The following is a 23,812-nucleotide window of genomic DNA, read 5'->3' as shown; positions in this document are numbered from 1 at the left end:
GCGACGGCCCTCGCGCGTGCTGATACTCCTGGTCATGTCGATCGCCTCCGCGCAGCGCCAGTCGGGCGTGCGGCCGTTTCTCGTCGGGATGTTCGTGGACGCCCTGGGCAGCGGCCTGTACTACCCGCTCACCCTGCTGTTCATCCACCGGGTCACCGGCCTGCCCATGACCGTGGTCGGGCTGGGGGTGACGGCCGCGGCCGCGGTGGGGCTGGCCGCCAATCCGGTGGCCGGCGTGCTCATCGACCGGTTCGACGCGCGGCGGGTACTGATGGGCACGTACGTGCTGCGCGGGCTGGGCTTCGCCGCGTACCCGTTCGTGGACGGCTTCGCCGCGTTGATCGTGGTCGCGGCGGTGGTCGCGTTCGGAGATCGGGCCTACTATCCCGCCTCCGGCGGCTACATCTCGGTCCTGGCCACGGGCGCGGACCGGGACCGGCTGTACGCGCTGATGTCGACCGCCAGGAACGTCGCGTTCGGCCTGGGCGGGCTGCTGTCGGCGGGGGTGGTGTCGCTGGGCGGCACGACCGGCTTCGTGATCATCGCGTCGGTCAACGCGGCCAGCTTCGTCGTGGCCACCGGCTGCCTGGTCCTGTCGGGGAGGCGCGTACCGATCGAGCCGGTGCTCCCGGAGCGGGGCGGGTACCGGCGGGTCCTGGCGGACCGGCCGTTCCTCGGGCTGGTGGCGGCCGAGCAGGCGTTCACGCTGACACGCCTGGTCCTTCCGGTCGCGCTGCCGGTGTACGCCGTCACGGTGCTCGGCGCCCCCGCCTGGCTGCTGGGCCTGCTGTACACGCTCAACACGATCCTGGTGGCCGTGGGCCAGCTCGCGGTCCGGCGACGGCAGCGCGCCGCCCGCCGTACCCACGCCATGGCCCTCGGCGGGGCGGTCCTGATCGTGTCGTGCGTCGCGTACGCCGCGGCGGCCGCGTTCCCACCGGGACCACCGCGCGTCATCGCCCTGGTGACGGCCACCCTCGTCTTCACGGTGGGTGAGCTGATGCACGCCACCCCGTCGTGGGCCCTGGCCGCGGCGACGGCACCACCGGCCCTCCGCGGCCGCTACCTGGCGATCCACCAGCAGACCTGGGCCATCGGCAACGTCGTCGCCCCGGCCGCCTTCTCGGCCCTGCTGGGCGCCGCGCCCGCGCTGCTGTGGGGCACGCTCACCGTCCTGCTCGCGCTGGCCGCCCTCACCCTCCTGCGCCTCTCCCGCCACCTCCCACCCGACGCCGTCGCCGCCCCGGCCGCCTGACGCGGCTTGCCGCTGGGCTACTGTGGCGCCCGGGGGACGCTGCCTGGTACGGCACCGGGCGAGGGGGTGCGGGCGTCTGGTTTGCCCTTACCCCGCCGGCAGCTCCACGTGGCTCCTGATCAGGTGGCCTTGCCGCGGGCGATGTAGAGGTTCATGTCGGTGAAGTCGACGGTGATGTTATAGGGCTTCCAGAAGCAGTGGGAAAACCAGCCCATCGAGTCGAACCCTGTCCCATAAGGCCAGGGCACGTTGGCCGGCTGGTTCGGGTTCGTGTAGCAGTAGACCTCCTTGGCGACGGCGTTGCCGAGGCGGATCTCCTTCGGGTAGCAGGGGTAGACGACGGCCGGGTGGCTGCTGCCGAAAGTCCCGATCTCGCGGTCGTAGTCGCTGCGGACTCCCAACTGCTCGGCCGTTCTTCCCCGCAAGCCCGCCACGATCTCGCTGGTTCCGCCGAAGTTGACGCCCACCACCCCTGTGCGGGAGCCGGCGGTGCCGGCGAAGCTGCCCGTGCTGTGCAGGTATTGCTCACGGGCCAGCCAAATTGGAAGGGACTGTGCGCCCGCCTGTTTGGCGGCGGCGCGTGCCTTCCTGGCCGTTTCGGGGGTGCGGCGGCGCAGGATCAGTTGCCGGCCCGCATAGTCGAAGGTGGTCAACAAGTGGTAGAAGACCCACGTGCCGATCAGGCCGTCGCTGTCAGTTCCGACATCCTCGCCCGACTCCGTCGACGACCAGCCCACCGGGACGTTGCGCAGTTCGATGCCACCCAGCTTGAAGGAGTCCAGTATCCCGTAGTACGCCCATATGATGCCGTTCTCGTACTCGACCTTCTGACTGGCAACGGGACTCAGCCCGGCCTCCTTGGCCACCGACGCCCGCATGCTCAGATTCGGGGCGCCGGTGTAGAACATGAAGCGCTTCGTCGGTCCGCCGTTGACCGAGGCCTCTACCAGCGGAATCGGGTCCATCTGCTTGATTTCCAGCCGCGCGAGGTCGCCGTTGACCTGGTACGCCTCGCCGCTGACCGCCGCGAACCACTTGGCGTAGCCGTCCTCACCGGCCGCTTTCCAATGCGGTGCGGACAGGCCGAACTTGTCCTGCCGGATGTAGCAGTCGCCCAGGAGCCCGTTGGTTTCCTTGTCGTCGGGCGCCAGGTCGATGGCCATCTTGAGGTATTTCTCGGCGTCGGCGAACCGGTTGGACAGCAGCCCGACATAGCCGCGCCGGCGGGCCGCGTGCAGGTTCGCAGGGTCTGCCTTGAGGATCTCCTCGTACGCCCGGCCGGCCTGCTCGAACTTCCCGGCCTTGAACAGCGCGTCGGCGTCACCGCTGTCGGCCAGCGCCGTGGCTGCCCTGCCCATCAGCGGCCCGGCCGCGGCGGCGCCGGCCAGCACGGCAGCGCCCTGAAACAGCGAACGCCGGTCCCATTTCCCGTCATCAGCCACACCTTCTCCTTTTCGTGATCGTCTTCGTCGTAACGTTCTGTCCCGGCGGCTCCGGCCGGTTCGTCTCGCCCTGCTTGATGAGGGCGACGCCGTGGTGCCGGGCCTTGAGGCGTCGTCCCGATGCGGGCGGCCGGATCGCTTCGCAGCACGCTCCGTGACTCGCCCGCCGGTCAACCCCGTCCACTGTCGGCCGGCCGCGTCCCCGCCTCGTTCGCGCCGCGTCATGGTTGTGTCACAGTCTCGGCGGCGGCGGCCGCCGCCGAGAAGCCGTGACATGCGGCGGGCATTCCGGTCGAACTTAATGTAACGATCAGATAACGCAGGTCCTGTACGTCCGCTAGAGTTGGCCGCGGAAATCGTCGTCCGTTGCTCTGCCTTCCGTCGCGCGATCCATGAACTGACTCGTCCCCAGCGTCAGCTCATGCGTCGGAAGCCTTGCTTCGGCGGCGTGGGCGTCGCTCCGTCTCCTGTGAAAGCGGGAAACCAACGTGAGCAACTCCTCCACTCGCGAGTTCGAGAGCGGGCTCGTTGTCGCGGAACGGGCCGACGCCGCCGACGGCGTAGCCGTCCTGACGCTTCGTCATCCCGGCGGCGCCCCGCTGCCGGAGTGGGAGCCCGGCGCCCACATCGACCTGCTGCTCGACGACGGCCTGGTCCGCAGCTATTCCTTGTGCGGTGCCCCCGGCGACCGCACGGCGTGGCGGATCGGCGTGTTGCGCGTACCGGACGGCCGCGGAGGATCCGCCCACATCCACGGCAGACTTCACCCGGGCGCGCAGGTGCGGGTACGGGGACCCCGCAACAACTTCGCCCTTCGGCCGGCCCGGCGCTACAGGTTCGTGGCGGGCGGCATCGGGATCACGCCGTTGCTGCCGATGCTGGTCGCGGCCCAGGCCGCAGGCGCGGACTGGCGGCTGTTGTACGGCGGCCGGACCCGCTCCTCGATGGCGTTCCTGGACGAACTGGCCGCCTATGGCGACGCGGTGACCGTCCGCCCGCAGGACCAGCATGGCCTGCTCGACCTGGACGGCTTCCTCGGTGAGCCCGATGCCGACACCTTGGTCTACTGCTGCGGCCCCGAGCCGCTGCTCAAGGCGGTCGAGGACTGGTGCGGTGCCTGGCCGTCCGGGGCGCTCCAAGTGGAGCGGTTCCAGGCCAAGAAGAGGGAGACGGCGTCGGAGAACACCTTCGAGGTGGTGCTCGACCGGTCCGGGGTGATCGTCCGCGTACCACCGGACCTCAGCGTGCTGGAGGCCGTCCGGGAGGCCGGCGTCACTGCGCTCTCCTCCTGCGCCGAGGGCATCTGCGGCACCTGCGAGACCGAGGTGCTGGAAGGGGAGCCCGACCACCGTGACTCCGTGCTCAGCGCGGAAGAACGGGAGGCCAACGAGATCATGATGATCTGCGTCTCCCGCTCTCGCAGCCCTCGGCTGGTCCTCGATCTGTGACCGCCGCTTCGCGCACGCCCCCGCCGCCTGCCCGTTGTTCCGCGGGACCGGCATGGGCCCGCACCCGCAAGCCACCGTCGACGCCCGGCGGTGCGTCGAGACCTTCTCCGACACCCATCCCAACACGACGACCAGCAGCACAAGCTGGAGGAAGTGGAGTCATGAGCACGACTCAAGCAGCGCACGAAAGCCCGGCGGCGGAAGTTCGCCACGACGGCTGGCACGTCGATGATCGCTGCCTCAACTGCAACATCGCCCGTCAGGTCGCCCCCGGCATGATCGCCTACAAGGAGGGCGGCGAGTACGGCGGCCTGTCGACCGTCATCCGCCAACCGGAGACCGAGGCCGACGTGGAGAAGCTGTACATGGCCGCGCACGCCTGCCCGACCCGCTCCATCCACCCGCCGGCCGATGAGTGGGACGCCGACTCCGACCCCTACCCCAAGCCCCTGGATCAGGACGGCGTCGTCTACCTCTGTGGACATTCCTCCCCACAGACGTACGGTGCCACCTCCTACCTCCTGCGCCGCCCCGGCGGCAGCGCGATGATGATCGACACCCCGCGCTGGCGGCCCGCGCTCGCCCGCCGCTACGAGGAGACGGTCGGCAAGATCACCGACGTGCTGATCACCCACCTCGACCACGTCGCCCACGCGCGCAAGTACGCCGACGCCTTCGGCGCCCGGCTGTGGATCCACGAGGGAGACCTGCACTCCCTGCCCTCCGCCGACCAGGTCATCCGCGGCACGGAACCGGTCGAGATCGGGCCGGGGGTCGTCGCCCACCCCTTCCCCGGGCACACCGCGGGCAGCACGCTCTTCATCGCCGACGAGAAGTACTGCTTCACCGGCGACGCGTTCTTCTGGTCGAACTCCCAGCAGACCCTGGAGGTCGCCCACAGCGTGGTCTACGACTCGATCAAGACGCTTGCCGAGTCGGTCGCCCGCGGGGCCGAGGAGCTGACCTTCGAGTGGGTACTGCCAGGCCACGGCGATATGCACCGCCTCCCCGCCGACGAGATGAGGCAACGCATGCGCGGGCTCGGCCGCCGCGCCGCGACCTACCCCGCAGAGGAGATCGACTACGGGGCGGTCCGCTACTGACGAGCTGAACGCCGGCCCCCTCCACCAGGGCCAGGGCCGGCCCCTTGATCCGCGCGGTCCGACCGCTTGGCGACGGCCGGGCCGCGTGGGACAGGACCCATCCATCACCATGAGGTCGGCTGAGCATTGACGGACGTATCAACCACATCGATGAGCGGGCATCCGGCTCCCTCCACCGGAGCCTGGGCCGCACTGGCGGCCCTCTCCCTCGGGCTGTTCATGATCGTGGTGGACATCTCGATCGTGTCCGTGGCGCTGCCGGCCATGGTGCGCGGCCTGAATACCGGACTCAACGCGGTGGTCTGGGTGAACAGCGTCTATCTGCTCACCTACGCCGTGCCCATGCTGTTCACCAGCTGGCTCGGCGACCGCTACGGGCCCCGGCGGATGTTCGTGGCGGGCCTGACGGTCTTCACCGGCGCCGCCTTGTGCGCCGGCCTGTCCAGCGGCGTCGAGTTGCTGATCGCCGCCCGCGCCGCGCAGGGGCTGGGCGCCGCCCTGCTGACCCCGCAGACCCTCGCCCTCATCACCCACCTGTTCCCGGCCGGCGATCGCGGCCGCGCCATGGGTGTCCTGGGCGGCGTCTCCGGTCTCGCCACGGTCACCGGGCCGCTGCTCGGCGGTGTCCTCATCGACACCCTGGGCTGGCAGTGGATCTTCTACGTCAACGTCCTGGTCGGTGTCCCGGCCCTGGCCCTGAGCCTGTCGGTGCTGCCGGACCTGCGGCTGGGCCATGCGCGGCGCCTCGACGTGCCGGGCATCCTGCTGTCGGGCACCGGCCTGTTCCTGATCGTGTTCGGCGTGCAGAACGGAGAGACGTACGACTGGGGCGAGATCCTGGGCCCGATCACCGTGTTCGAGGTCATCGCCGCCGGCGCGGTGCTGCTGGCCGCCTTCGTGATCTGGCAGCGCGTCAACCGCGACGGGCCGCTGGTCCCCTTGCGGGTCTTCGCCGATCGCAACTTCTCCGCCGGCTCCCTGAGCACCGCGATCATCGGCTTCGCCATGACCGGCATGTTCCTGCCGCTGGTCATCTACCTGCAGTCCGCGCTGGGCCTCTCACCCACCCAGGCCGGTCTCCTGACTGCGCCGATGGCGTTGATCTCCGGCGTGATGGGCCCGTTCATCGGCCGTCTGTCGGACCGGGTGGGCGGCAAGTACCTCATCATGTCCGGCCTGTTCGGCATGGCGGGCGGCCTGGGCGCCCTCGCGCTCCAGGCCGGCGCGGACCTCCCGCCCTGGCACCTCATCCCCGGCCTGCTGCTCTGCGGCCTCGGCATGGGCCTCGTCCTCGTCCCCGTCAACAACGTCGCGATGGGGTCCGTACCGCCCGGCCTGCGCGGCACCGCCTCCGGCATCTTCTTCACCGCCCGCCAGCTGGGCTCGGTTCTGGGCAGTGCCACCATCGGCGTCCTGCTGCAAGCCCGCATCGCCCTGTCCCTGGCCCGCGAAACGAACACGGCGGCCGCACACCTGCCGGCCCCCTACCAGGAGATCTTCCGCGAAGGCATGCGCCAGGCCGCCGAGACCGGCCAGATCGACGGCCAAGGGGTGCAGGCGCTGCCGGGGCTGCCCGCACATCTGGTCCGCCAGGGCCGGCAACTCGCCGAGCAGTCGATGCAGAACGGGCTCACCCAGGCAGCCAAGGAGACGCTGATCCCCCTGATCGCGATCCTCCTCCTGGGCACACTGGCAGCCGCCGCGATGCGGCCCACCAGGCCAGGCACGAACACTCCGAAGTCCGCCGACGAACCCGCCGCCACGACCCCGGCGCAGCCCGCCCGGTAGCCGTCCGGGCTGAGCAGCCGAGAGAGCCGGAATCCCATCGGCTTGACCATGACGCGACGTCAACGTGTCTAATCGGGGGCGACCGGGCCCACAGAGCCGAAAGTGAGGGGACCGATGGTCAGAGCCGCGCTGCGGATCGTGGTGTTCGAGCTGAAAGGCCTGCTGGCCATCGGACAGTGGATCGTCCGGCGTCGTGATGGCGTGCCGGTGGGGGCGACCGTCGTGACGTACACGAAGGCGCAGACGTTCATGCTGTCGCTGATGCTGTTCGCGATGGCGGTCGAGACCGTGGTGGTCGATCTGCTGCTGGTCGCGCTCGACGTGCCGGCGTGGCTGCGGTTCGCGGTGCTGATTGCCGACGTGTACGGGCTGCTGTTCGGGGTCATGCTGGCCGCCGCCTGCGCCACCAGGCCGCATGTCATCACCCCTGGTGAGCTGCGCATCCGGTTCGGCGTGTACTTCGACGTACGCGTACCGGTCGAGCGGATCGCCGCCGTGCGGACCAGTCGCAACTACAACGAGAGCGGCATGGTCACCGTCAAGGACGGGCGGCTCGGCGTGGCGGTCTCCTCACAGACGAACATGACGGTGGAGCTGAGCGAGCCGGTCGCCTTCGTGCGCCCGTTCGGCCGCCGGGGGGAGGCCACGTCGATCCGGTTCTTCGCGGATGAGCCGGAGAAGGTGGTGGCGGCGCTGCGTACTGGCCGGACCGCTGAGCGCGCCTGATCCGGGGCGTTGTGTACTGACCGGACCGCTGAGCCCGCCCGATCCGGGGGCGTCGCGGGCCGGGCCGCGGAGCCCGGCCCGCGAGGGAGCTGAGGGCCGGGCCGTAACGGGCCCGGCCCTCAGCGCGGTTTAGCGGGTGATCTTGACGTCGTCCACGCCGGCCTCCACCAGGGAGGCGCCCGAGGCGTCGGCGGCGTCGATGAGGATGCGGACCGTCTGGCCCGCGAACGCGTTCAGGCCGGCCGTGGCCGTGGTCCAGGCGCCGTTGCGGTTGGATGCGGCGCCCGCCTGGTTCAGGACCGTCGTGGTGGTGGTGCCGACCACGCGGACCCGGAAGTAGTCGGCGCTGGAGGCGTTCGAGCCGTGCGCCAGGTACCACGAGAACGACAGGTTCAGCGGACCCGTGGACGGGAGGGTGATCGGGGGCGACTGGATCGAGGTAATGCCGCCGTCGATGTCGAAGTCACCGGCGGCCGAGCCTGCCAGGCGGCCCGTGACCAGGTCGTTCGTGCCGCTGACCGTGGTGCCGAGCTGCTTGGCGCCGCTGGAGGTGGTGTCCTCGGGGTCGCCGCGCTCCCACTGGCCGGTGGTGGCGGTGTCGGTGCTCGACGGGTTGACCGTCCAGCCGTTGGCCGTCTCGAACGTGTCCTGCCAGACCACGGCGGGTGGTACGGCGGTGGCGATCGTCCACACCGAGTACGCGATCGCGTCGGCGTTCCGGTCGAGCGCGGTGTCGTTGATGTTGGAAGTGGTGTCGCACGAGCGGTGGTAGCAGACGTCGAACGCCTGACCGGCGGTGCCGCCCCACAGCGTGGCCTGGGCCGAGCTCTTGATGCCCTCCGCGCCCGTGAACGTGCCGCCCGCCGGGATGCCGACCGCGATGAACGGGCCGTAGTCGGAGCGGCCGTCGAAGTCGGTGCCCCGGGTCGGCACGCCGATCGACGTGAAGTAGTCCTGGATGACCTTCTCCAGCTCCGCGGATCCGGCCGGGCCGGGACCGGAGCCGGTGCCGTCCGAGTTGTCGCCGTCGTACACGAAGTATCCGGGGTTCGGGGAGCCGACCATGTCGAAGTTCAGGTACCCCTTGATCCGCGCCCGGTCGGCGGCCGGCAGGTTGTTCACGTAGAACTGCGACCCGCGCAGCCCCAGCTCCTCCGCGCCCCACCAGGCGAAGCGCAGGTGCTTGGCCGGCTGGAGCGCCTGGCGCGACACTTCGAGCGCGGTCTCCAGGATGGACGCGCTGCCCGAGCCGTTGTCGTTGATGCCGGGACCGGCGGTGACGCTGTCGAGGTGCGCGCCGACCATGAGGATGTCGTTGGGGTCCCCGCCGGGCCAGTCGGCGATGACGTTGTAGCCGGTGGCGCCGTTGTAGGTGAACGACTGGAGCGTGGTGGTGAAGCCCGCGGCGTCCAGCTGGCCGCGTACGTAGTTCGCGGAGGCCAGGTAGCCAGGGCGGCCGTGCGCGCGGTTGCCGCCGTTGGCGGTGGCGATGGACTGGAGCTGGGTGAGGTGGGCCTTGACGTTGGTGAGGGAGATGTTCGGGGCTGCTGCGGCCTGCGCCGGCACGGCAGTCAGGGCGGTGATGGCCAGGGATAACGCTGTTGCCGCGACGATGATCGATCGCATTGCGGCGCCTCCATCCGAGGGTCGAGGGTGGAAGATCCCGAGATGGTGCTCGTTGGAACCGGTGGTGCCGTGGTGCCGTGGTGCGAAGGTTCGATGGTGCGGTGGTGCCAAGGTGCCAAGGTGCCGTGGTGCCAAGGTGCCGTGGTGCCTAGGTGGTGCCCGGGTGGGCAGGGGCGCTGCCCACCCGGTGTGGAGCCGTCAGGCGGCCGTCTTGGCGGCCAGGGGCGCCGCCGCGGGGGCGGATCGCGGCGGGATGGAGCGCAGGTTGAAGGCGAAGCGGGCGACGGAGTCCGCGATCGCGTCCAGGTCCACGTCCAGCGCGGTGTCGTTGATGTTGGCGGTCGTGTCGCACGCCTGGTGGTAGCAGGCGTCGTACGCGACCCCCGCCGTGCCGCCGAACTTCGCCGCCTCCTCGGGCGTCTTGATGCCCTCCGCGCCCGTGAAGATCCCGCCCGCCGGGATGCCGACGTCGATGAACGGGCCGTAGTCGGAGCGCCCGTCGAAGTCGGTGCCGACGGTGGGCAGGTTGCGCGAGCCGTAGAAGGCCTCGAGCTGCTTCTCGATCCGGTCGGATCCGGGCGGCCCGGCCGGGGAGCCTTCGTTGTCGGAGTTGTCCCCGTCATACAGCTTGTACGCGTAGTTGGGCGAGGCCACCATGTCGAAGTTCAGGTAGACCCGGATCCGGTCGCGCTGCGTCTCCGACAGCGACGCGACGTACTGGTCGGACCCGAGCAGCCCGATCTCCTCGCCCGCCCAGAAGCCGAAGCGGACCTTGTTCTTGACCGGGTAGAGCGCCATCTCCTCGGCGACCTCCAGGATGGAGGCGGAGCCCGAGCCGTTGTCGTTGATGCCGGGACCGGCGGGCACGCTGTCGAGGTGGGCGCCGACCATCACCACGTTGCGCGGGTCGCCGAAGCGGGACTCCGCGATCACGTTGTCGTTGGTGCCGAGCACGAGGGTGGAGTCGACCTTGAGCCGTACGGTCGCCCCGGCCGTGGCCGCCAGCTCGTTGCCGACCGCGAAGTCGGCGAAGACCATCGGGACCCCGGCCCGCCACTCACCGATGTCGAGCGGGAACGCGTCGGTCCGGCCCGGCTGGCCCTCGTTGAACACGATGATCCCGGACGCCCCGGCGCGGCCCGCGTTGCGGATCTTCAGGGCGAAGGCGCACGTGCCGCGCTGGATGAGCGCGATCCGCCCGGCCACGAACCCGGCGAAGTCGGACGCTTCGCAGCCGCTCGTCGAGGTGGGCGTCGGGGTCGGCGGCAGGGTCAGGTCCACGGCCTGGACCTGCGCGGTCACGTCACCGGCGGGGGAGGGCTCGAAGGAGAAGAAGTCGTCGTTAGGCACGTACGTCTTCGAGCTCGGCGCGGTGAGGTTGAGCGTGGGCGGGGAGTTCTCGGTCCAGCTCTGGACAAAGTTGATCGGCTGGAGTGTGACCTTGTATCCGGCCTTGCGTAGTTTGCCCGCCACATAGTCCCGGGAGGCGTTGTAGCCGGGGGTGCCCGCGGCGCGGGTGCCGCCGTTGGCGTCGGCGATCGCCTGAAGGGCGTCGAGGTGCTTCTTGGCGTTCGGGCCCTTCACCTGCTTGACGAGCAACTTGGCGAAGAGGTCGTCAAGGCCGCCGGCGTTGGCCGGGGTGGTCAGAGCCAGTGGTAGGGCCAGTGCGGTGATCAGTGCGATGGCGATTCGACGCATAAGGGTTCCCCTGGTGGACGAATGCGATGATTCCCCCGAGCCGCCACGTGAACGTAACCCGGCGGAGGATCACTGAGAAGGCCCACTAGGGCGTCAATATCCGGACATATCCGGTTGGTTCACTCGGCCCGGCGGGCACGGGCGCGCCGAGGGTCACTCGGCGCGGCGGGCGCGGGCGCGCCGCTTGCCCTCATGCATCGCCTGTACGCGGGCGACCGGGATCGTGTGCCCCTCCTCGACCAGGTCGGCGGGCAGCCGCTGCGGCTCGGGCATGGACTCGGCCCACGGGTCCGCGTCCTTGAGCAGCCCGGCCGCCGTGTGCACGGTGAAGTCGGCGGGCACCACCTGATCGAGCGACTCCCACGCCACGGGGAACGACACAGGCGTGCCGGGGCGTACACGAGGGCTGTAGGCGGCCGCCACCGTGGCCCCGCCGGCCCTGGTCGAGTCGATGAACACCTTGCCCGCGCGGTCCTCGCGGATGAACGCCGTGGTGGCCAGCGCCGGGTCCACCCGCTCGGCCCGGGCCGCCAGCGCGCGCGTGGCCGCGGCGAGGTCCTCCACGCCCGTCCCCTCGGCCACGGGCACGAACACGTGCACGCCCTTCGCCCCGCTGGTCTTCACCGCGCCCGCCAGCCCGGCGTCGTCCAGGGCCTGGCGCACCAGGAAGGCCCCGCGCACGGCCAGCTCGAAGGCGTCGCTGCCGTCGGGCGGGTCGAGGTCGAGGATCATGTGGGTGGGATGGGAGCCCACGAACAGCCCGGGGTGGTACTCCACGGCCCGCTGGTTGGCGAACCAGAGCAGCGTCCTGCGGTCGTTGCACAGCGCGTACGTCACCTGCCTGCGCGACGCCTCGGCCCACACGGAGACCGACTGCACCCATTCGGGGGCGTACTTGGGCAGGTTCTTCTGCATGAACGGCTCCTGGCCCGGCCGTACGCGGATGACCGAGAGCGCCCGGTAGCGCAGGACCGGGATGATCCGGTCGCCGACCGCGTCGAGGTAGTCGACCAGGTCGCGCTTGGTCGCGCCGGCCCCGTCGAACAGGGGCTGGTCGAGGTTGGTGAGCGCCACCCCGTCACGTGTCTCATCGCCGGCCACCCGCCCTACGATGCCCATGACGTGTGTCCGAGGTCAACAACTGGAGCCCGATGACTCGCTACCTCTACCTCACCCGCCACGGCGAGGCCACGCCGGACGAGTCCGCTCTGACCGCGAACGGCCGCCGCCAGGCCGCGCTGCTCGGCGAGCGGCTGAAGGACGTCCCCCTCTCCGCCGTCCACCACGGCCCGCTCCCGAGGGCCGCCCAGACCGCGCGCCTGATCGCCGAGCACCTTCCCGGCGTGCCCGTGCGCGTCTCGGAGGCGGCCGGGGACTACCTCCCGTACGTGCCGGCAAGGAGTGAGCTGCCGCCGGAGCACGCGGACCGGTTGCTCGGCTTCCTCGCCAACTTCCCGGCGGACGGCGGCGCGCGGCTCGTCCGCCAGGCCGAGGAGCTGTTCACGGGTCCAGTGGACGGCGCTGCGGAGGAGACGCGCCACGAGCTCGTCGTCACGCACAACTTCCTGATCGGCTGGCTCGTCCGCGCCGCCCTGGACGCCCCCGGCTGGCGCTGGCTCGGCCTCAACCACTGCAACGCCGCCCTGACCGTCATCCGGTACGCGCCGGACCGCCCGTCCTCCGTGCTCTTCTTCAACGACATGGCGCACCTGCCGCCCGAGCTCAGGTGGACCGGATTCCCGCCAGAGCTGCGCCTGTAGCTCCTCGCAGGCTGGGCAGCGCGGCCGGCCGCCCGCTGATCAGCAGGAGCAACGCCTGTACGGGCCCCTCGACCACGTCCCCTTCGCCCACCGACCAGTCCACGTCCGTGGCCACGAGCCGCAGCCCGCGCAGGCGCCGCTGCGGATGGAAGGGGAAGCCGCGCTCCCAGATGTGCACGGCGCAGGCGCGGGCCGCCTCCAGCGGCATGGCCCGGTCGAGACCGAGCGGCACGGCGATGTCCTGGGCGTGGACCAGCACGTCGAAGAGCGGGTCGAGCGGCTTGGTCGTCGGCGCCCGGCGGTGCGAGGTGGCCGACTCGCGCACCTGCGCGACGAGCTCGCCGACCGGCAGCCTGGCGTGACGTACCGCCGTGTCGCGGACGAAACGATCGAAGCTCCCGCGGGCCCGGACGAAGTCCACCAGCGCCCGCGGGACGTTCACGTTGGTGGCGAGCGCGAGGTGGGCGGCCACGTCGCGGACCCGCCAGCCCTCGCAGAGCGACGGCCGCTCCCAGTCGTCGGCGGGCAGCGAGCCAAGCAGGTCGGCGACGCCGCGCCGCTCGATCTCGAGGGCGGCCCAGATCTCTTCCTGGTTCATCGCACCCTCCCATTGCTAAGGTGGCCTTAATATAAGGCTTCCTGAGCGATTGGAGAAGGGGTTTGGCCGCCACACATCCACCGCACGTCATAGCCCTGCTGTACGAGGCGTACCTGCGCCTGCAGGATGTCGTGCTCGAGGCCGGCAGGTCGTACGACGCCCGCATCCGGCCCGCGCACTCGGCGGTGTTCTTCCACATGGAGCACGACGGCATCCGGCTGAGCAGGCTCGCGGAGAAGGCGCAGATGACCCCGCAGGCGATGGGGGCGCTGGTCGACGACCTGGAGGAGCTGGGCTACCTGCGCCGCGTGCCCGATCCGGCCGACCGCCGCGCCAAGCTCATCGAGTTCACCGAGCGCGGCGACGAGGCGCTGAGGGTCGGCTACACCGCGATCGACGACGTCGAACGACGCCTCGCGGCCCTGCTCGGCGAGGACGGCCTCGCCGAGCTGAACACCACGTTGGGCCGCGTCATCGAGGCCTTCTGAAGGGCCTTCTAGGGGGCCGTCCTGGCCATCGTTTCCCGTTCCTCGCGGGTGGGGATCAGCCCGGCGGGCGCGAGGATCTTCGACTCCTGGAACGGCGCCTCCGTGGTCGGTAGCGGCTCACGCGACCTGACCGCCTTCACCCACACGCGCAGCGCGTCGAGGATCACGATGATGATCAGGACCGCGAACAGCGCCGCCAGGATCCCGTCCACGGTGGAGTTGAGCACGACCTGCTCCATCGTGTCCCGGGTCTTGGCCGGGGCGAGCAGCTTCCCCTGGTCCAGCGCCGTCTGGTAGCGGTCGCGCTGGGCGAAGAAGCCGAGCGTGGGGTCGGGGGAGAACACCTTCTGGTAGCTGGCCGTCAGCGTGACGGCCACGTCCCAGGCCAGCGGCACCCCCGTCACCCAGGCCCATTTCAGCCGGCCGCTCTTGATCAGCAACGTCGTGGCGACCGTGAGCGCCACGACCGCGAGCAGCTGGTTGGCGATGCCGAAGAGCGGGAACAGCTGGTTGATGCCGCCCAGCGGGTCGTTGACGCCCACGTACAGGAAGTATCCCCAGGCCGCCACGACGACGGCGCTGGCCGCCACCAGCCCCGGCCACCAGCTCACCCTGGAGATGGGCTTCCACAGGTTGCCCAGTGTGTCCTGCAGCATGAACCGCCCCACCCGGGTGCCCGCGTCGACCGTCGTGAGGATGAACAGCGCCTCGAACATGATCGCGAAGTGGTACCAGAACGCCTGCAGCCCCGCCCCGCCGATGAACCCGGAGAAGATCTGCGAGATCCCCACCGCCAGCGTGGGCGCGCCGCCCGTCCGGGCGATCAGGGTCTGCTCCTGTACGGCCGCCGCCGCGGCCTGCAACTGCTCCGGCGTGATCACGAAGCCCATCGCGGTGACCGCCTGCGAGGCGCTCTGCACGGTGGCCCCGACGACGCCGGCCGGGGAGTTCATCGCGAAGTAGAGGCCGGGGGTCAGCACGCAGGCCGCGGTGATGGCCATGACGGCCACGAACGACTCCATCAGCATGGAGCCGTACCCGATCATCCGGACCTGGGTCTCCTTCTGGATCATCTTGGGCGTCGTGCCGGACGAGATCAGCGAGTGGAACCCCGACAGCGCGCCGCACGCGATGATGATGAACACGAACGGGAACAGCGACCCGGCGACCCGGCGTCCACATCCCGCCGTACATCGGGGTGGACGGGGTCCTTGGGAGGGGGCCTTCGGGGTGAAGGCCCCCTCCGTGGGTCAGGGTTACTTCCAGGGGTTGAAGTAGGCCACCGTGCCGAAGTCGATATCCATCGAGTCCGCGCTCCCAGCCGTGGCCGTGGCTCCGGTGACGAAGATGCGGATGCCGGCCGCCGCGTCCACCACCAGCGCGTGCGAGCGGTCCTGCGCCCCCGCCGCCCCGTCGTAGCGCCCCGTCCACACCTCCTGCCCCGTGGCCGAGTCGTACGCGACCGTCACGTAGTCACTCCCGCCGACACCATCCTCGGAGTCGGAGCTCTCACCGGTGATGACGACCCTGGAGCCGTCCGGGGTGGCGGCGACGTCCCAGGCGTAGTCCTCGCCCTTCCCCTGCCCGTCGCGGCGCTGCACCCACGCCCGCTGGCCCGTGCCCGGGTCGTAGGCGACCGTGGTGAAGTCGGACCGCGTGCCCTCTCCCTCCGTGTTGCCGGTCACGTACAGCCTGCCGGAGGCGAGGGTGACGGCGTGCGGGGTGTCGCTGCCGTGCGCCGGCCCGTCGTAGCGGTCCGTCCAGAGCTCCTTGCCGGTGGCGACGTCGTAGGCGACCGTGGCGAGGTCGGTCTGCGTGCCCCGGCCCTCGCTGGACCCGGTGACGTAGACGGACCTGTCGTCGACGGCCATGCCGGAGGGGATGTCCATCCCGTTCGCGGGGCCGTTGTGCCGGGCGGCCCAGAGCTGTTCGCCGGTGGCCGTGTTGAACGCCACGGTGCCCCAGTCGCAGAAGCCCGTGCCGGAGACGCCCTGGCTCTGGCCGGTGACGAAGAGCTTGGACCCGTCCGGGGTCACCTCGATCTCCCGGGCGTCGTCGGTGCCGCCCCCGGGCCCGTCATAGTGCTGCAGCCAGGTGCGCTCTCCGTTGTCCGCGTTGTACGCGACGATGAAGTAGTCGTCCTTGCCGCCCTCGGCCAGCGTGCTCATGCCGGTGGCGTAGACGCTCTTCCCGTCGGGGCTGACCGCGACCGCGTTGGCGAAGTCCGACAGGTTGCCCGGCCCGGTGTGCCGGGCGACCCAGAGCTCCGCGCCCGAGGCGGTGTCGTACGCGATGGTGACGGCGTCGTTGCCGGTGTCGGTGCCCGCGCTGATGCCGGTGACGAAGAGCTTGCTCCCGTCGGGGCTCATCACGATCGCCGCCGGCTCGTCGTACGTCCCCGCGGGGCCCTTGTAACCCTTGCTCCACAGCTGCGCGCCGGTGGCCGCGTCGTAGGCGACGGTGGCGATGCTCGGGCTGAGCGCGCCGGGGGACGTTCCGAAGCTGGCGCCCGTCACGTACACCTGCTTGCCCTTGGGGTCGAGCGCGATGAACTCGGCGGAGTCGGCGCCGCCCGCGGCCCCGTACGTGGCCGACCAGGTCTCGGGCACCGGCCGCACGAGGACGGGCACGCGTACGCTGTGCCGCCCGCCCTTCCACGTGAGCTGCCCGCCCGTGTAGGCGTTCATCGGGGCCGTGGTCCGCGTGAACGTCACCGTGAACGACTTCGTCTGCCCCGGCCGCACCATGAGCCGGCTCGGCGTCACCTTGGTCGTGATCCCGGCCAGTCCGGAGGTGGAGGCCGTGTACGTGGCGGTCGAGCGGCCGACGTTGGTCACCGAGCGCGTCACGGTCTGCGTGCCGGGCAGCCGGCCGACCGAGATCGACGGGCCGTTGAAGTCACTGGGGTCCAGCGAGTACCCCCGCTTCTTCAGCGCGTCGCACACCTTCCGGTCGATGCCCGTGGTCGTCCCGCAGAGGAACGCCGTCCAGTCCTTCACCCCGCTGTCGTAGACGAGCCCGGGGTCGGCGGCGCTGTTCGGGGCGACGTGGCCGGCGCCCTGACCGAAGATCACCTTCGGGTCGGTGCCGGGCCCGTCCAGGACGTCGGTGCCGCTGGTCATCAGGGCCGACTTGACGGCCATCGGCGACCAGTCCGGGTGCAGGTCCTTCAGCAGCGCGGCGAGCCCGGCGACGTGCGGGGCGGACATCGACGTCCCGCTGGACAGCCCGAACTCGGCCCCGTTGTTGCCCGGCGGCGCCGTAGCGGCCAGGATGTCCTGCCCGGGAGCGGTCAGGTCCGGCTTGAGCAGGTCACCGCCGCCCGCGCTGAGCGGGCCCCGGGAGGAGAAGGCGGCCAGGTACGGCGCCGGGACGTCGTCGCTGATCTTCGCCTGGTCGATCGTGGCCGTCGCGCCGCTCGTGGCGGCGTAGTCCTTGACCGTCTGCCGGTCCTTCACCGCGAGGTGCACGGTGGGGATGGAGTGGAAGTCGGCGTTGAGGGAGTTCTCGTCGACGTTCACGAGTACCGTGCCGACGCCGCCCGCCTCGGCCACGGCCAGGCTCTTGTCGACGCGCGGCGTCACGCCGCGGTCGCAGATGACGATCTTGCCCTTCACCTTGGCCGGGTCGAGCACCGGTTTGCCGTCGTTGTTCCTGGCCGCGTAGCACTGGGCCACCATGGTGGGGTCGGCGCCGGGCAGTCCCATGGCCGTGGAGTCGACGAGCGGCGCCGGGCCGGCCTTGGTCGCCGCCAGCGAGGCCCCGCCGTACGTCGTGCCGTTCCCGAGCGTCGCCGACCCCTGCGTGCCGCGGTTGTGCGTGCCCGCCGCGACCGTGGTCACCCACGGGGAGGGGTGGTTGACGGTGGAGGCGGCGGGGCCGTCGTTGCCGGCGGAGGCGGAGACGAAGATGCCGGCCTGCGCGGCCGCCAGGAACGCCATCTCCGCCGGGTCGAGGAAGTCCGTGCTCGTGCCCGAGACCGAGTAGTTGATGACGTCCACGCCGTCCGCGACCGCCTGGTCGATGGCGGCGACGAGGTCGGAGTAGTAGCCGTTGGCCGTCGAGGAGTCCTGCGCCGACCAGAGCGCCTTGTAGACGGCCACCCGCGCGCGCGGCGCCATGCCGCTGATCGCGCCGAACGCCGCCGCCGGCCCGGTCGCGGGCACGGCGTGGTTGCCGGCCGCCGTCGAGGCCGTGTGCGTGCCGTGCCCGTTGTAGTCGACCGGCGAGGTGAACTCCCACGGCAGCAGTTCCTGCACGGCGGCGTCGCCGCCCCAGGCCGCGTCGAAGTGCCGCGCCGCGACCACCTTGCCGTTGCACACCGCCGGGCTCGTCTGCGGGCACGCGCCGTGGAAGCCGCGGATCGGCTTGTACGGCTTGCCGCTGCCGTCGGGGTTGGCGAAGCTCTTGCTGGACGGCGTGACACCGGTGTCGATCACGCCGATGACCAGGCCGTCGCCGGCGCCCTTGCCGTGCCGGCCGCCGGTGGGGCCGCCGAGCTGGTCCCAGAGGCCGCCGCGGGCGTCGAGGCCCAGGAAGTGCGGCGTCGAGGACGTCTGGACCGTCACCTTCCTGTCCTCCGTCACGGCCACGACGTCGGGCATCGCCCGCAGCTCCCTGGCCTGCGAGCCGGTCAGCTTGGCCGCGAAGCCGCCGTACGAGTACACGTACTCGTAGAGCTTCCTGCCGCCGCCGACCTTCTTGAGCGCGGCGTCGTGCCGGCCGCGCAGGTGGTCCACGTACTTGGTCACGTCGGCCGAGCCCGGGTCGATCTTCTCGCCCTGCGCGGGTTTGGTGGTGGACAGCCCGGCCACGTCGCCCTCGTACGTGGCGACGGGGTCCGCCGCCATCTGCACGATGTAGGTCTTCTGCTCTTCGGGCGCGGTCTCGGCCTCGGCCGCTCCCGGCCAGGCCACCGCGATCAGCGCGGTCGCCGCTACGAGTAAGCGGCGGCCACGCGTAGGTTCGGACAGGTCCATCGTCGCCCCTCTGTACATCGCCCGCTGATCACGCGGAACGATCGCCGAGGCTAATGAGGACGGCTGGGGGCGGCATCCGTACCGAATACGGATTTTTGGGCGGCACCTATCGCAAGAGGGAGATCAGGTAGCCTGTTTTCCTCTGATATATCGCCATTAGGGCAGGTAGGGGGTGGCCGCATGCCCCGCGTCGCCCCCTCGGGTTCCCTCTCCGATGTGCTCATCGGGCGCCGCTCCGAGCTGGCCCTCCTCCGTACCGTCATCGCCGCCCCGCCCTCGCTCGCGCTCGTCGAGGGGGAGGCGGGCATCGGGAAGAGCCGCCTGGTGGGGGAGTTGCTGTCCGCGTCCGGGGCGCGCCGGCTCGTGGGGCAGTGCGAGCAGCTCCAGGAGCCCCTGCCGCTGTCCCCGCTGCTCGACGCCTTCCGCCTGGCGGCCGACCTCACCGCGTCCCGGCCGGTCAGCCCGGTGGTGGGAGCGCTCGTGCCACTCCTTCCCGAGCTCGCCGAGCGCCTGCCGCCGCCGCTGCCCCCGTTACCGGACCAGCGGGCCGAGCGGCACCGGGTGTTCCGGGCGGCCGTGGCCCTGCTCGACCACCTGAGCCCGCTGGTGCTCGTCCTGGAGGACGTGCACTGGGCAGACGGCGGCACGCACGACTTCCTGGCCTTCCTCGCCGCCCACCAGCCGAACGACGTCTCGGTGATCCTCACCGTCCGCACCGGGTCGGGGGCGCTGCCGATCCGTGAGGCCCTCGCCCGCGCGCCGTCCGGGCCGGCGCGGGTGGTCAGCCTGACCCCGCTGAGCCCGCCCGAGGTGGAGGAGCTCGCGCGGAGCATCCTCAAGGCCGAGCTCCCCGGCACGTTCGCGGCCCTGCTCTACGAGAAGACCGGGGGCATCCCGTTCGTCGTGGAGGAGGTGCTCCGCACGCTGCTGGAGCGCCTGCCCGCCGATGAGATCCCCGGCCGCCCCGACGTCCTGTCCGCCCTGGCTGTCCCGACGGTGCTGCGCGACGTCGTGCTGCAGCGCCTGTCCTCCCTCGACGGCGCCGCGCGGGAGATCCTCGGGGCCGCCGCGGTCATCGGTACGACGCCCGACGACCGGACGCTCGCGGAGGTCACGGGCCGCGGCCCCCTGGAGATCGCCAAGGCCCTCGCGTCGGCGCAGGCCGTGGGGCTGCTGCACGAGGAGGACGGGCGGTCCCGGTTCAGGCACGCGCTGGCGCGGCAGATCGTGTACGAGTCCGTGACCGCGCCGGAGCGGCGGTGGCTGCATCTCAGGACCGCGCAGGCCCTGGAGACCGGGCCAGGTCCCAGGCCGGTGGCCCGGCTGGCCCACCATTTCCGGCTCGCGGGGCGTACCGAGGAGTTCGTGTCGAACGGGGAGGCCGCCGCCGGCACCGCCCTGTCCCACGGGAACGACGCCACAGCGGCCCGCTTCCTGCTCCAGGCGCTGGAGGTCGGCTCGTTGTCCCGGGAGACGCGGGTGCGGCTGGCCGTCAAGCTGGGCCGGGTGGCGGTGGACGGCCTGGCCCACGCGGAGGCCGTACCCATGCTCGAACGCCTCCTCGCCACCGAGCCACTGCCCGCCCATCTGCGCGGCGAGCTGCGCTTCGCGCTCGGCCGGCTGCTGCGCCAGCAGGGGGAGGCGCGGGCCGGCCACCTGCAGATCGAACGCGCGGTCGGCGACCTCGGCGACCGGCCCGCGCTGCTGGGGCGGGCGCTGGCCGTGCTCGCCGCGCCCGAGACCGTCGTGGACCGGCACGTGAGCGAGCACACCGCGAGGTGCGACGAGGCCGAGGAGGCCGCCCGCCGCAGCGGCGACCCCGACGTGGACATCGCGGTACGCATCGCGCGGGCGTCCCTGCTGTTGGAGCAGGGGCACCCGGGGAGCGGGCGGCTCATCGACGACCTGCTGCGCGACGACCGGCTCCGTGGCGTGCCCCGGGAACACGCCCGCGCCTGCCTCAACTGGGCCCAGGGCGCGCTGCACATCGGATGCCTGGAGCGCGCCGAGGCCCTGCTGGCGGAGGGGCGCCGGGTGGCCGACCAGGCCGAGTACCTGCGGGTCGCGGAGGTCGTGGAGCTGGTGGCGGCCGCGGTCGACCGGGCGGCGGGGCGCTGGGACGGCCTGGAGGCCCGGGTCCGCCGCCTGGGCGGCGCGCCCGGCTGGACCGTCTCCCCGGGCGCGGGGACGGCCACTTTCCCGGCCGCGTCGATGGAGGCGGGGCTGCTGCTCGGCGCGCTGCTGGCGGCGACGGGTCCGGCCGAGGAGGCCGTGGCGTGCCTGGGCGAGGTGATCGCCATCGCCGAACGGGCCGGCGCCGTCTGGCCGCTCATCCCCGCCAAGATGACGCTCTCCCGCCTCCTGCTGACCCTGGACGACGTCGCCGGCGCCGCCGCGCACGCCACCGCCGCGCTCTCCCTCGTACGGGCCAAGGGGAACTGGGTGTGGGGCGCGGAGACCGTCCTGTGCCTGGTGGACGCGCTCGGCAGGACGGCCGGGACCGTGGAGCTCGTGGACGAGCTGGGCGCCGGCCTCGAAGGCGCCGACGCCCCGATCGCGCGGGCGGCGCTCCTGACCGCCCGCGCCGTCGTCTCCCAGGACCCGCCGGAGGCCGACGAACTGCTTGACGCGGCGCGTACCACCCTCCAGGAGGCCGGGCTGCGCTACGAGGAGGCCCAGGCGGCCGAGCGCCTGGGCCGATGGCGCTGCGAACGCGGCACGGGCGACGGCGGGTCCCTGCTCGAAGCGGCGCTGCGCCTGTACGCGGCGATGGGGGCCGACCGGGACCTTGCCCGGATCAGCCGGATCATGCGCCAGAACGGCGTGCCGATCCCTTATCCGTGGCGGGGCGGACGGCCGTCCCACGGGCAGACGCTGTCGTCGCGGGAACGGGAGGTGGCGCTGCTGGCGGCGGAGGGGAAGACGAACCAGGAGATCGCCACCGAGCTGTTCCTGTCGAGGCGGACGGTGGAGAGCCACATCTCCAGCGCCCTGCGCAAGCTGGGCCTCCCGTCGCGCAGAGAGCTGCGGGCCCAAGGCGGTCTCGCCGATCCGTAGGGGCTCACTCGACCAGGCGGCGCTCCCAGGCCCAGGCGACGATCTCGACCCGGTTGCGCAGGCCGAGCTTGGTCATGATGCCGGACACGTGGCCTTTGACGGTGCTCAGCGAGATGAAGAGCTCGGCGGCGATCTCCTGGTTGGTACGGCCCCTGGCGACCGCCCGGACGACCTCGAGCTCGCGATCCGACAGCGGCTGGGCGGGCGCGCGGGTGACCGGGGCGGCGGTGGCCGTGAGGTGGCGCAGCAGCCGGAGGGTGAGCGAGGGGGAGATCAGGGCGTCACCGGCGTTCGCGGCCCGGACCGCCTCGACGAGCAGGTCGGGGCCGACGTCCTTCAGCACGAAGCCGGTCGCCCCGCCGCGCAGGGCGCCGTGGACGTACTCGTCGAGGTCGAAGGTGGTGACGACGACCACCCGCAGCGGGTCGGCGACCTCCGGCCCCGCGAGGGCCCGCGTGACCTCGATGCCGTCGAGGCCGGGCATCTGGATGTCCACGAGGCACACGTCGGGGCGCAGGCGGCGGGCCAGGGCGACCGCCTCGGCGCCGTCGGCGGCCTCGGCGACGACCCTGATGCCGGGCTGGTCCTCCAGGATGAGGCGCAGGCAGTCACGGATCATCGCCTGGTCGTCGGCCAGCATGACGGTGATGTCCGCGGCGCTCATGGGTGCTCCCGCGCCGGGACGGGGAGGTCGGCGACCACGGACCAGCCGGCGCCGGGGCGCGGGCCCGCGCGCAGCGTCCCGCCGAGGGCCTCGACGCGTTCGCGCATCCCGACCAGGCCGTATCCGCCGGATCCGCCAGATCCGGAGCGTCGGAGCCGCCGGGCCGGGGCGGGAGGGGCGTCGTCCGCGACCTCGACGGTGACCGAGTTCCGGGCTCGCGCGACGGTGACGGTGACCGAGCGGGCCCGCGGGGCGTGGCGGGAGACGTTGGTCAGCGACTCCTGCACGATCCGGTAGACGGTGGTGGCCACCTCGGGCGGCCAGAGCGAGGTGTCCTCCCCCTCGGGGAGCCGCAGCCGTACGGCGGGTCCGTGGCCGCCGAAGCGCCTGACCAGCTCGTCCAGGCCGTCGAGGGAGGGCAGGCCCCGGGCCGGGTCGCGGAGCAGGCCGACGACGCGGCGGGTGGCGGCCAGGGCGTCGGAGCCGGCCGTCTCGATGTCCGCCAGCGAGGTCGCCAGCCGCTCCGGCTGCTTGTGCGCGAGCAGCCGCGCGGTCTGCGCCTGGAGCACGACGCACGTGACGTGGTGGGCGACGACGTCGTGCAGTTCCCTGGCCAGCTCCATGCGCTCGCCACGGCGTACGCGCTCCTCGACGGCCCGGCGGCGGTTGGCCAGCAGCCGCGGCCACAGCCCGGCCACGACGGCGCCCGCCCAGCCCACGGCGCTCATCGTCCCCACGGCCGCCTGGGAGCCGGCGGCGAAGGCCCCCGCCACCACCACGAGCCCGCCACCGGCGACGGCGCAGGCCGGACGGGGCGGAAGCACCCGGACGGCGGACCCGACGAGCACGGACAACCCGAAGGTCACGCCGGGGCCGGGCTCGGTGGGCAGGTGGGCGACCCGGGCGACCACGATGGCGGCCGACGCGACGCCCAGCCCCGCGATCGCCGTCCACAACCGGCTCCGCCGGCGGACGAGCGCGAGCGCGCAGACCGCCGCCCCGGCGGCGCAACCGGACACCCAGTACGCGCCACCCCAGCTCGCGCCGATCCGGTAGCCGTAGAAGGCGAGCACCGCCGCGGACACCGCGCCGATCACCACGTCGGCCGCGATCCCGGCCCGCCACTCCAGCACCCGCACACCGCCCAGGCTAGGAGCCGCCGCCCGCCCGCCGCACCGGC

Annotated in this window: 17 protein-coding genes; 8 read left to right on the top strand and 9 right to left on the bottom strand. The window is 71.8% G+C overall.

Features of this window, described 5'->3' with window-relative positions; genetic code table 11:
• Window positions 1-34 precede the first annotated feature (34 nt).
• Window positions 35-1,255: an MFS transporter gene (locus AB0L65_RS44340; RefSeq protein ID WP_364259018.1), complete on the top strand. Its 1,221-nt coding sequence runs from the start codon at window positions 35-37 to the stop codon at window positions 1,253-1,255.
• A gap of 119 nt (window positions 1,256-1,374) precedes the next feature.
• Here AB0L65_RS44340 and AB0L65_RS44335 read toward each other — a convergent pair whose 3' ends face one another.
• The gene (locus tag AB0L65_RS44335) at window positions 1,375-2,697 is read right to left on the bottom strand and encodes an aspartyl protease family protein (RefSeq protein WP_364259015.1); all 1,323 of its coding nucleotides are present in this window, start codon (window positions 2,695-2,697) and stop codon (window positions 1,375-1,377) included.
• Between the two features lie 488 nt (window positions 2,698-3,185).
• On the opposite strand from AB0L65_RS44335, the gene AB0L65_RS44330 reads away from it, so the two are divergent.
• The 4 genes from AB0L65_RS44330 (at window position 3,186) to AB0L65_RS44315 (ending at window position 7,762) form a co-directional block, all read left to right on the top strand.
• Entirely contained in the window at window positions 3,186-4,145 is a 960-nt protein-coding gene (locus tag AB0L65_RS44330) for a PDR/VanB family oxidoreductase (protein WP_364259012.1), read from the top strand.
• A gap of 161 nt (window positions 4,146-4,306) precedes the next feature.
• On the top strand, window positions 4,307-5,248 hold the full coding sequence (locus tag AB0L65_RS44325; protein WP_364259009.1) for an MBL fold metallo-hydrolase: 942 nt from the start codon (window positions 4,307-4,309) through the stop codon (window positions 5,246-5,248).
• Between the two features lie 150 nt (window positions 5,249-5,398).
• Window positions 5,399-7,036 carry a DHA2 family efflux MFS transporter permease subunit gene (locus AB0L65_RS44320; protein ID WP_364259006.1) on the top strand — a complete coding sequence of 546 codons (1,638 nt, stop codon included), beginning with the start codon at window positions 5,399-5,401 and terminating at the stop codon, window positions 7,034-7,036.
• 114 nt (window positions 7,037-7,150) lie between these two features.
• A complete protein-coding gene (locus tag AB0L65_RS44315; RefSeq protein ID WP_364259004.1) occupies window positions 7,151-7,762 on the top strand; it encodes a hypothetical protein in 612 nt (203 codons plus the stop codon).
• A gap of 129 nt (window positions 7,763-7,891) precedes the next feature.
• Here AB0L65_RS44315 and AB0L65_RS44310 read toward each other — a convergent pair whose 3' ends face one another.
• The 3 genes from AB0L65_RS44310 to AB0L65_RS44300 all read right to left on the bottom strand — a co-directional run bounded on the left by AB0L65_RS44310 (window position 7,892) and on the right by AB0L65_RS44300 (window position 12,187).
• Entirely contained in the window at window positions 7,892-9,388 is a 1,497-nt protein-coding gene (locus AB0L65_RS44310) for a M28 family metallopeptidase (protein WP_364259001.1), read from the bottom strand.
• A gap of 198 nt (window positions 9,389-9,586) precedes the next feature.
• Entirely contained in the window at window positions 9,587-11,086 is a 1,500-nt protein-coding gene (locus AB0L65_RS44305) for a M28 family peptidase (RefSeq protein ID WP_364258998.1), read from the bottom strand.
• A 153-nt stretch (window positions 11,087-11,239) separates the two neighbouring features.
• The gene (locus AB0L65_RS44300) at window positions 11,240-12,187 is read right to left on the bottom strand and encodes an ATP-dependent DNA ligase (RefSeq protein WP_364258995.1); all 948 of its coding nucleotides are present in this window, start codon (window positions 12,185-12,187) and stop codon (window positions 11,240-11,242) included.
• A 50-nt stretch (window positions 12,188-12,237) separates the two neighbouring features.
• Here AB0L65_RS44300 and AB0L65_RS44295 point away from each other — a divergent pair, with 50 nt between their 5' ends.
• Window positions 12,238-12,846 (top strand): histidine phosphatase family protein, encoded by a 609-nt coding sequence (locus AB0L65_RS44295; RefSeq protein WP_364258992.1) that lies wholly within the window; start codon window positions 12,238-12,240, stop codon window positions 12,844-12,846.
• Here AB0L65_RS44295 and AB0L65_RS44290 read toward each other — a convergent pair.
• Window positions 12,809-13,444 carry a maleylpyruvate isomerase family mycothiol-dependent enzyme gene (locus tag AB0L65_RS44290; protein ID WP_364258989.1) on the bottom strand — a complete coding sequence of 212 codons (636 nt, stop codon included), beginning with the start codon at window positions 13,442-13,444 and terminating at the stop codon, window positions 12,809-12,811. The genes AB0L65_RS44295 and AB0L65_RS44290 overlap by 38 nt on opposite strands.
• 62 nt (window positions 13,445-13,506) lie before the next feature.
• Here AB0L65_RS44290 and AB0L65_RS44285 point away from each other — a divergent pair, with 62 nt between their 5' ends.
• The gene (locus tag AB0L65_RS44285; protein WP_364258986.1) at window positions 13,507-13,932 is read left to right on the top strand and encodes a MarR family transcriptional regulator; all 426 of its coding nucleotides are present in this window, start codon (window positions 13,507-13,509) and stop codon (window positions 13,930-13,932) included.
• 8 nt (window positions 13,933-13,940) lie between these two features.
• Here AB0L65_RS44285 and AB0L65_RS44280 read toward each other — a convergent pair whose 3' ends face one another.
• Window positions 13,941-15,077 carry a carbon starvation CstA 5TM domain-containing protein gene (locus tag AB0L65_RS44280; protein ID WP_364258983.1) on the bottom strand — a complete coding sequence of 379 codons (1,137 nt, stop codon included), beginning with the start codon at window positions 15,075-15,077 and terminating at the stop codon, window positions 13,941-13,943.
• A 111-nt stretch (window positions 15,078-15,188) separates the two neighbouring features.
• Complete coding sequence (locus AB0L65_RS44275; RefSeq protein ID WP_364258980.1) at window positions 15,189-18,911, bottom strand: S8 family serine peptidase; 3,723 nt, start codon at window positions 18,909-18,911, stop codon at window positions 15,189-15,191.
• A 180-nt stretch (window positions 18,912-19,091) separates the two neighbouring features.
• On the opposite strand from AB0L65_RS44275, the gene AB0L65_RS44270 reads away from it, so the two are divergent.
• Window positions 19,092-21,968: an AAA family ATPase gene (locus tag AB0L65_RS44270; RefSeq protein WP_364258977.1), complete on the top strand. Its 2,877-nt coding sequence runs from the start codon at window positions 19,092-19,094 to the stop codon at window positions 21,966-21,968.
• Window positions 21,969-21,972: 4 nt separating this feature from the next.
• Here the strand turns inward: AB0L65_RS44270 and AB0L65_RS44265 are convergent, their stop codons facing one another.
• The gene (locus AB0L65_RS44265; RefSeq protein ID WP_364258974.1) at window positions 21,973-22,632 is read right to left on the bottom strand and encodes a response regulator transcription factor; all 660 of its coding nucleotides are present in this window, start codon (window positions 22,630-22,632) and stop codon (window positions 21,973-21,975) included.
• Window positions 22,629-23,771, bottom strand: coding sequence for a histidine kinase (locus AB0L65_RS44260; RefSeq protein WP_364258971.1), 1,143 nt, complete (start codon window positions 23,769-23,771; stop codon window positions 22,629-22,631). Before AB0L65_RS44260 ends, AB0L65_RS44265 begins: the two co-directional genes overlap by 4 nt.
• Between the last annotated feature and the right edge of the window lie 41 nt (window positions 23,772-23,812).

The sequence above is a fragment of the Nonomuraea sp. NPDC052116 genome (genome assembly GCF_040680035.1).
Lineage (GTDB): Bacteria > Actinomycetota > Actinomycetes > Streptosporangiales > Streptosporangiaceae > Nonomuraea > Nonomuraea angiospora_A.
This window is presented reverse-complemented; position numbering and strand designations above follow the sequence as displayed.

Bases quoted from the DNA above. Each gene is read 5' to 3' on its own strand.
- AB0L65_RS44340 (WP_364259018.1), top strand. From the start codon at position 35: ATGTCGATCGCCTCCGCGCAGCGCCAGTCGGGCGTGCGGCCGTTTCTC.
- AB0L65_RS44325 (WP_364259009.1), top strand. From the start codon at position 4,307: ATGAGCACGACTCAAGCAGCGCACGAAAGCCCGGCGGCGGAAGTTCGC.
- AB0L65_RS44320 (WP_364259006.1), top strand. From the start codon at position 5,399: ATGAGCGGGCATCCGGCTCCCTCCACCGGAGCCTGGGCCGCACTGGCG.
- AB0L65_RS44315 (WP_364259004.1), top strand. From the start codon at position 7,151: ATGGTCAGAGCCGCGCTGCGGATCGTGGTGTTCGAGCTGAAAGGCCTG.
- AB0L65_RS44310 (WP_364259001.1), bottom strand. From the start codon at position 9,388: ATGCGATCGATCATCGTCGCGGCAACAGCGTTATCCCTGGCCATCACC.
- AB0L65_RS44305 (WP_364258998.1), bottom strand. From the start codon at position 11,086: ATGCGTCGAATCGCCATCGCACTGATCACCGCACTGGCCCTACCACTG.
- AB0L65_RS44295 (WP_364258992.1), top strand. From the start codon at position 12,238: ATGACTCGCTACCTCTACCTCACCCGCCACGGCGAGGCCACGCCGGAC.
- AB0L65_RS44290 (WP_364258989.1), bottom strand. From the start codon at position 13,444: ATGAACCAGGAAGAGATCTGGGCCGCCCTCGAGATCGAGCGGCGCGGC.
- AB0L65_RS44275 (WP_364258980.1), bottom strand. From the start codon at position 18,911: ATGGACCTGTCCGAACCTACGCGTGGCCGCCGCTTACTCGTAGCGGCG.
- AB0L65_RS44270 (WP_364258977.1), top strand. From the start codon at position 19,092: ATGCCCCGCGTCGCCCCCTCGGGTTCCCTCTCCGATGTGCTCATCGGG.
- AB0L65_RS44265 (WP_364258974.1), bottom strand. From the start codon at position 22,632: ATGAGCGCCGCGGACATCACCGTCATGCTGGCCGACGACCAGGCGATG.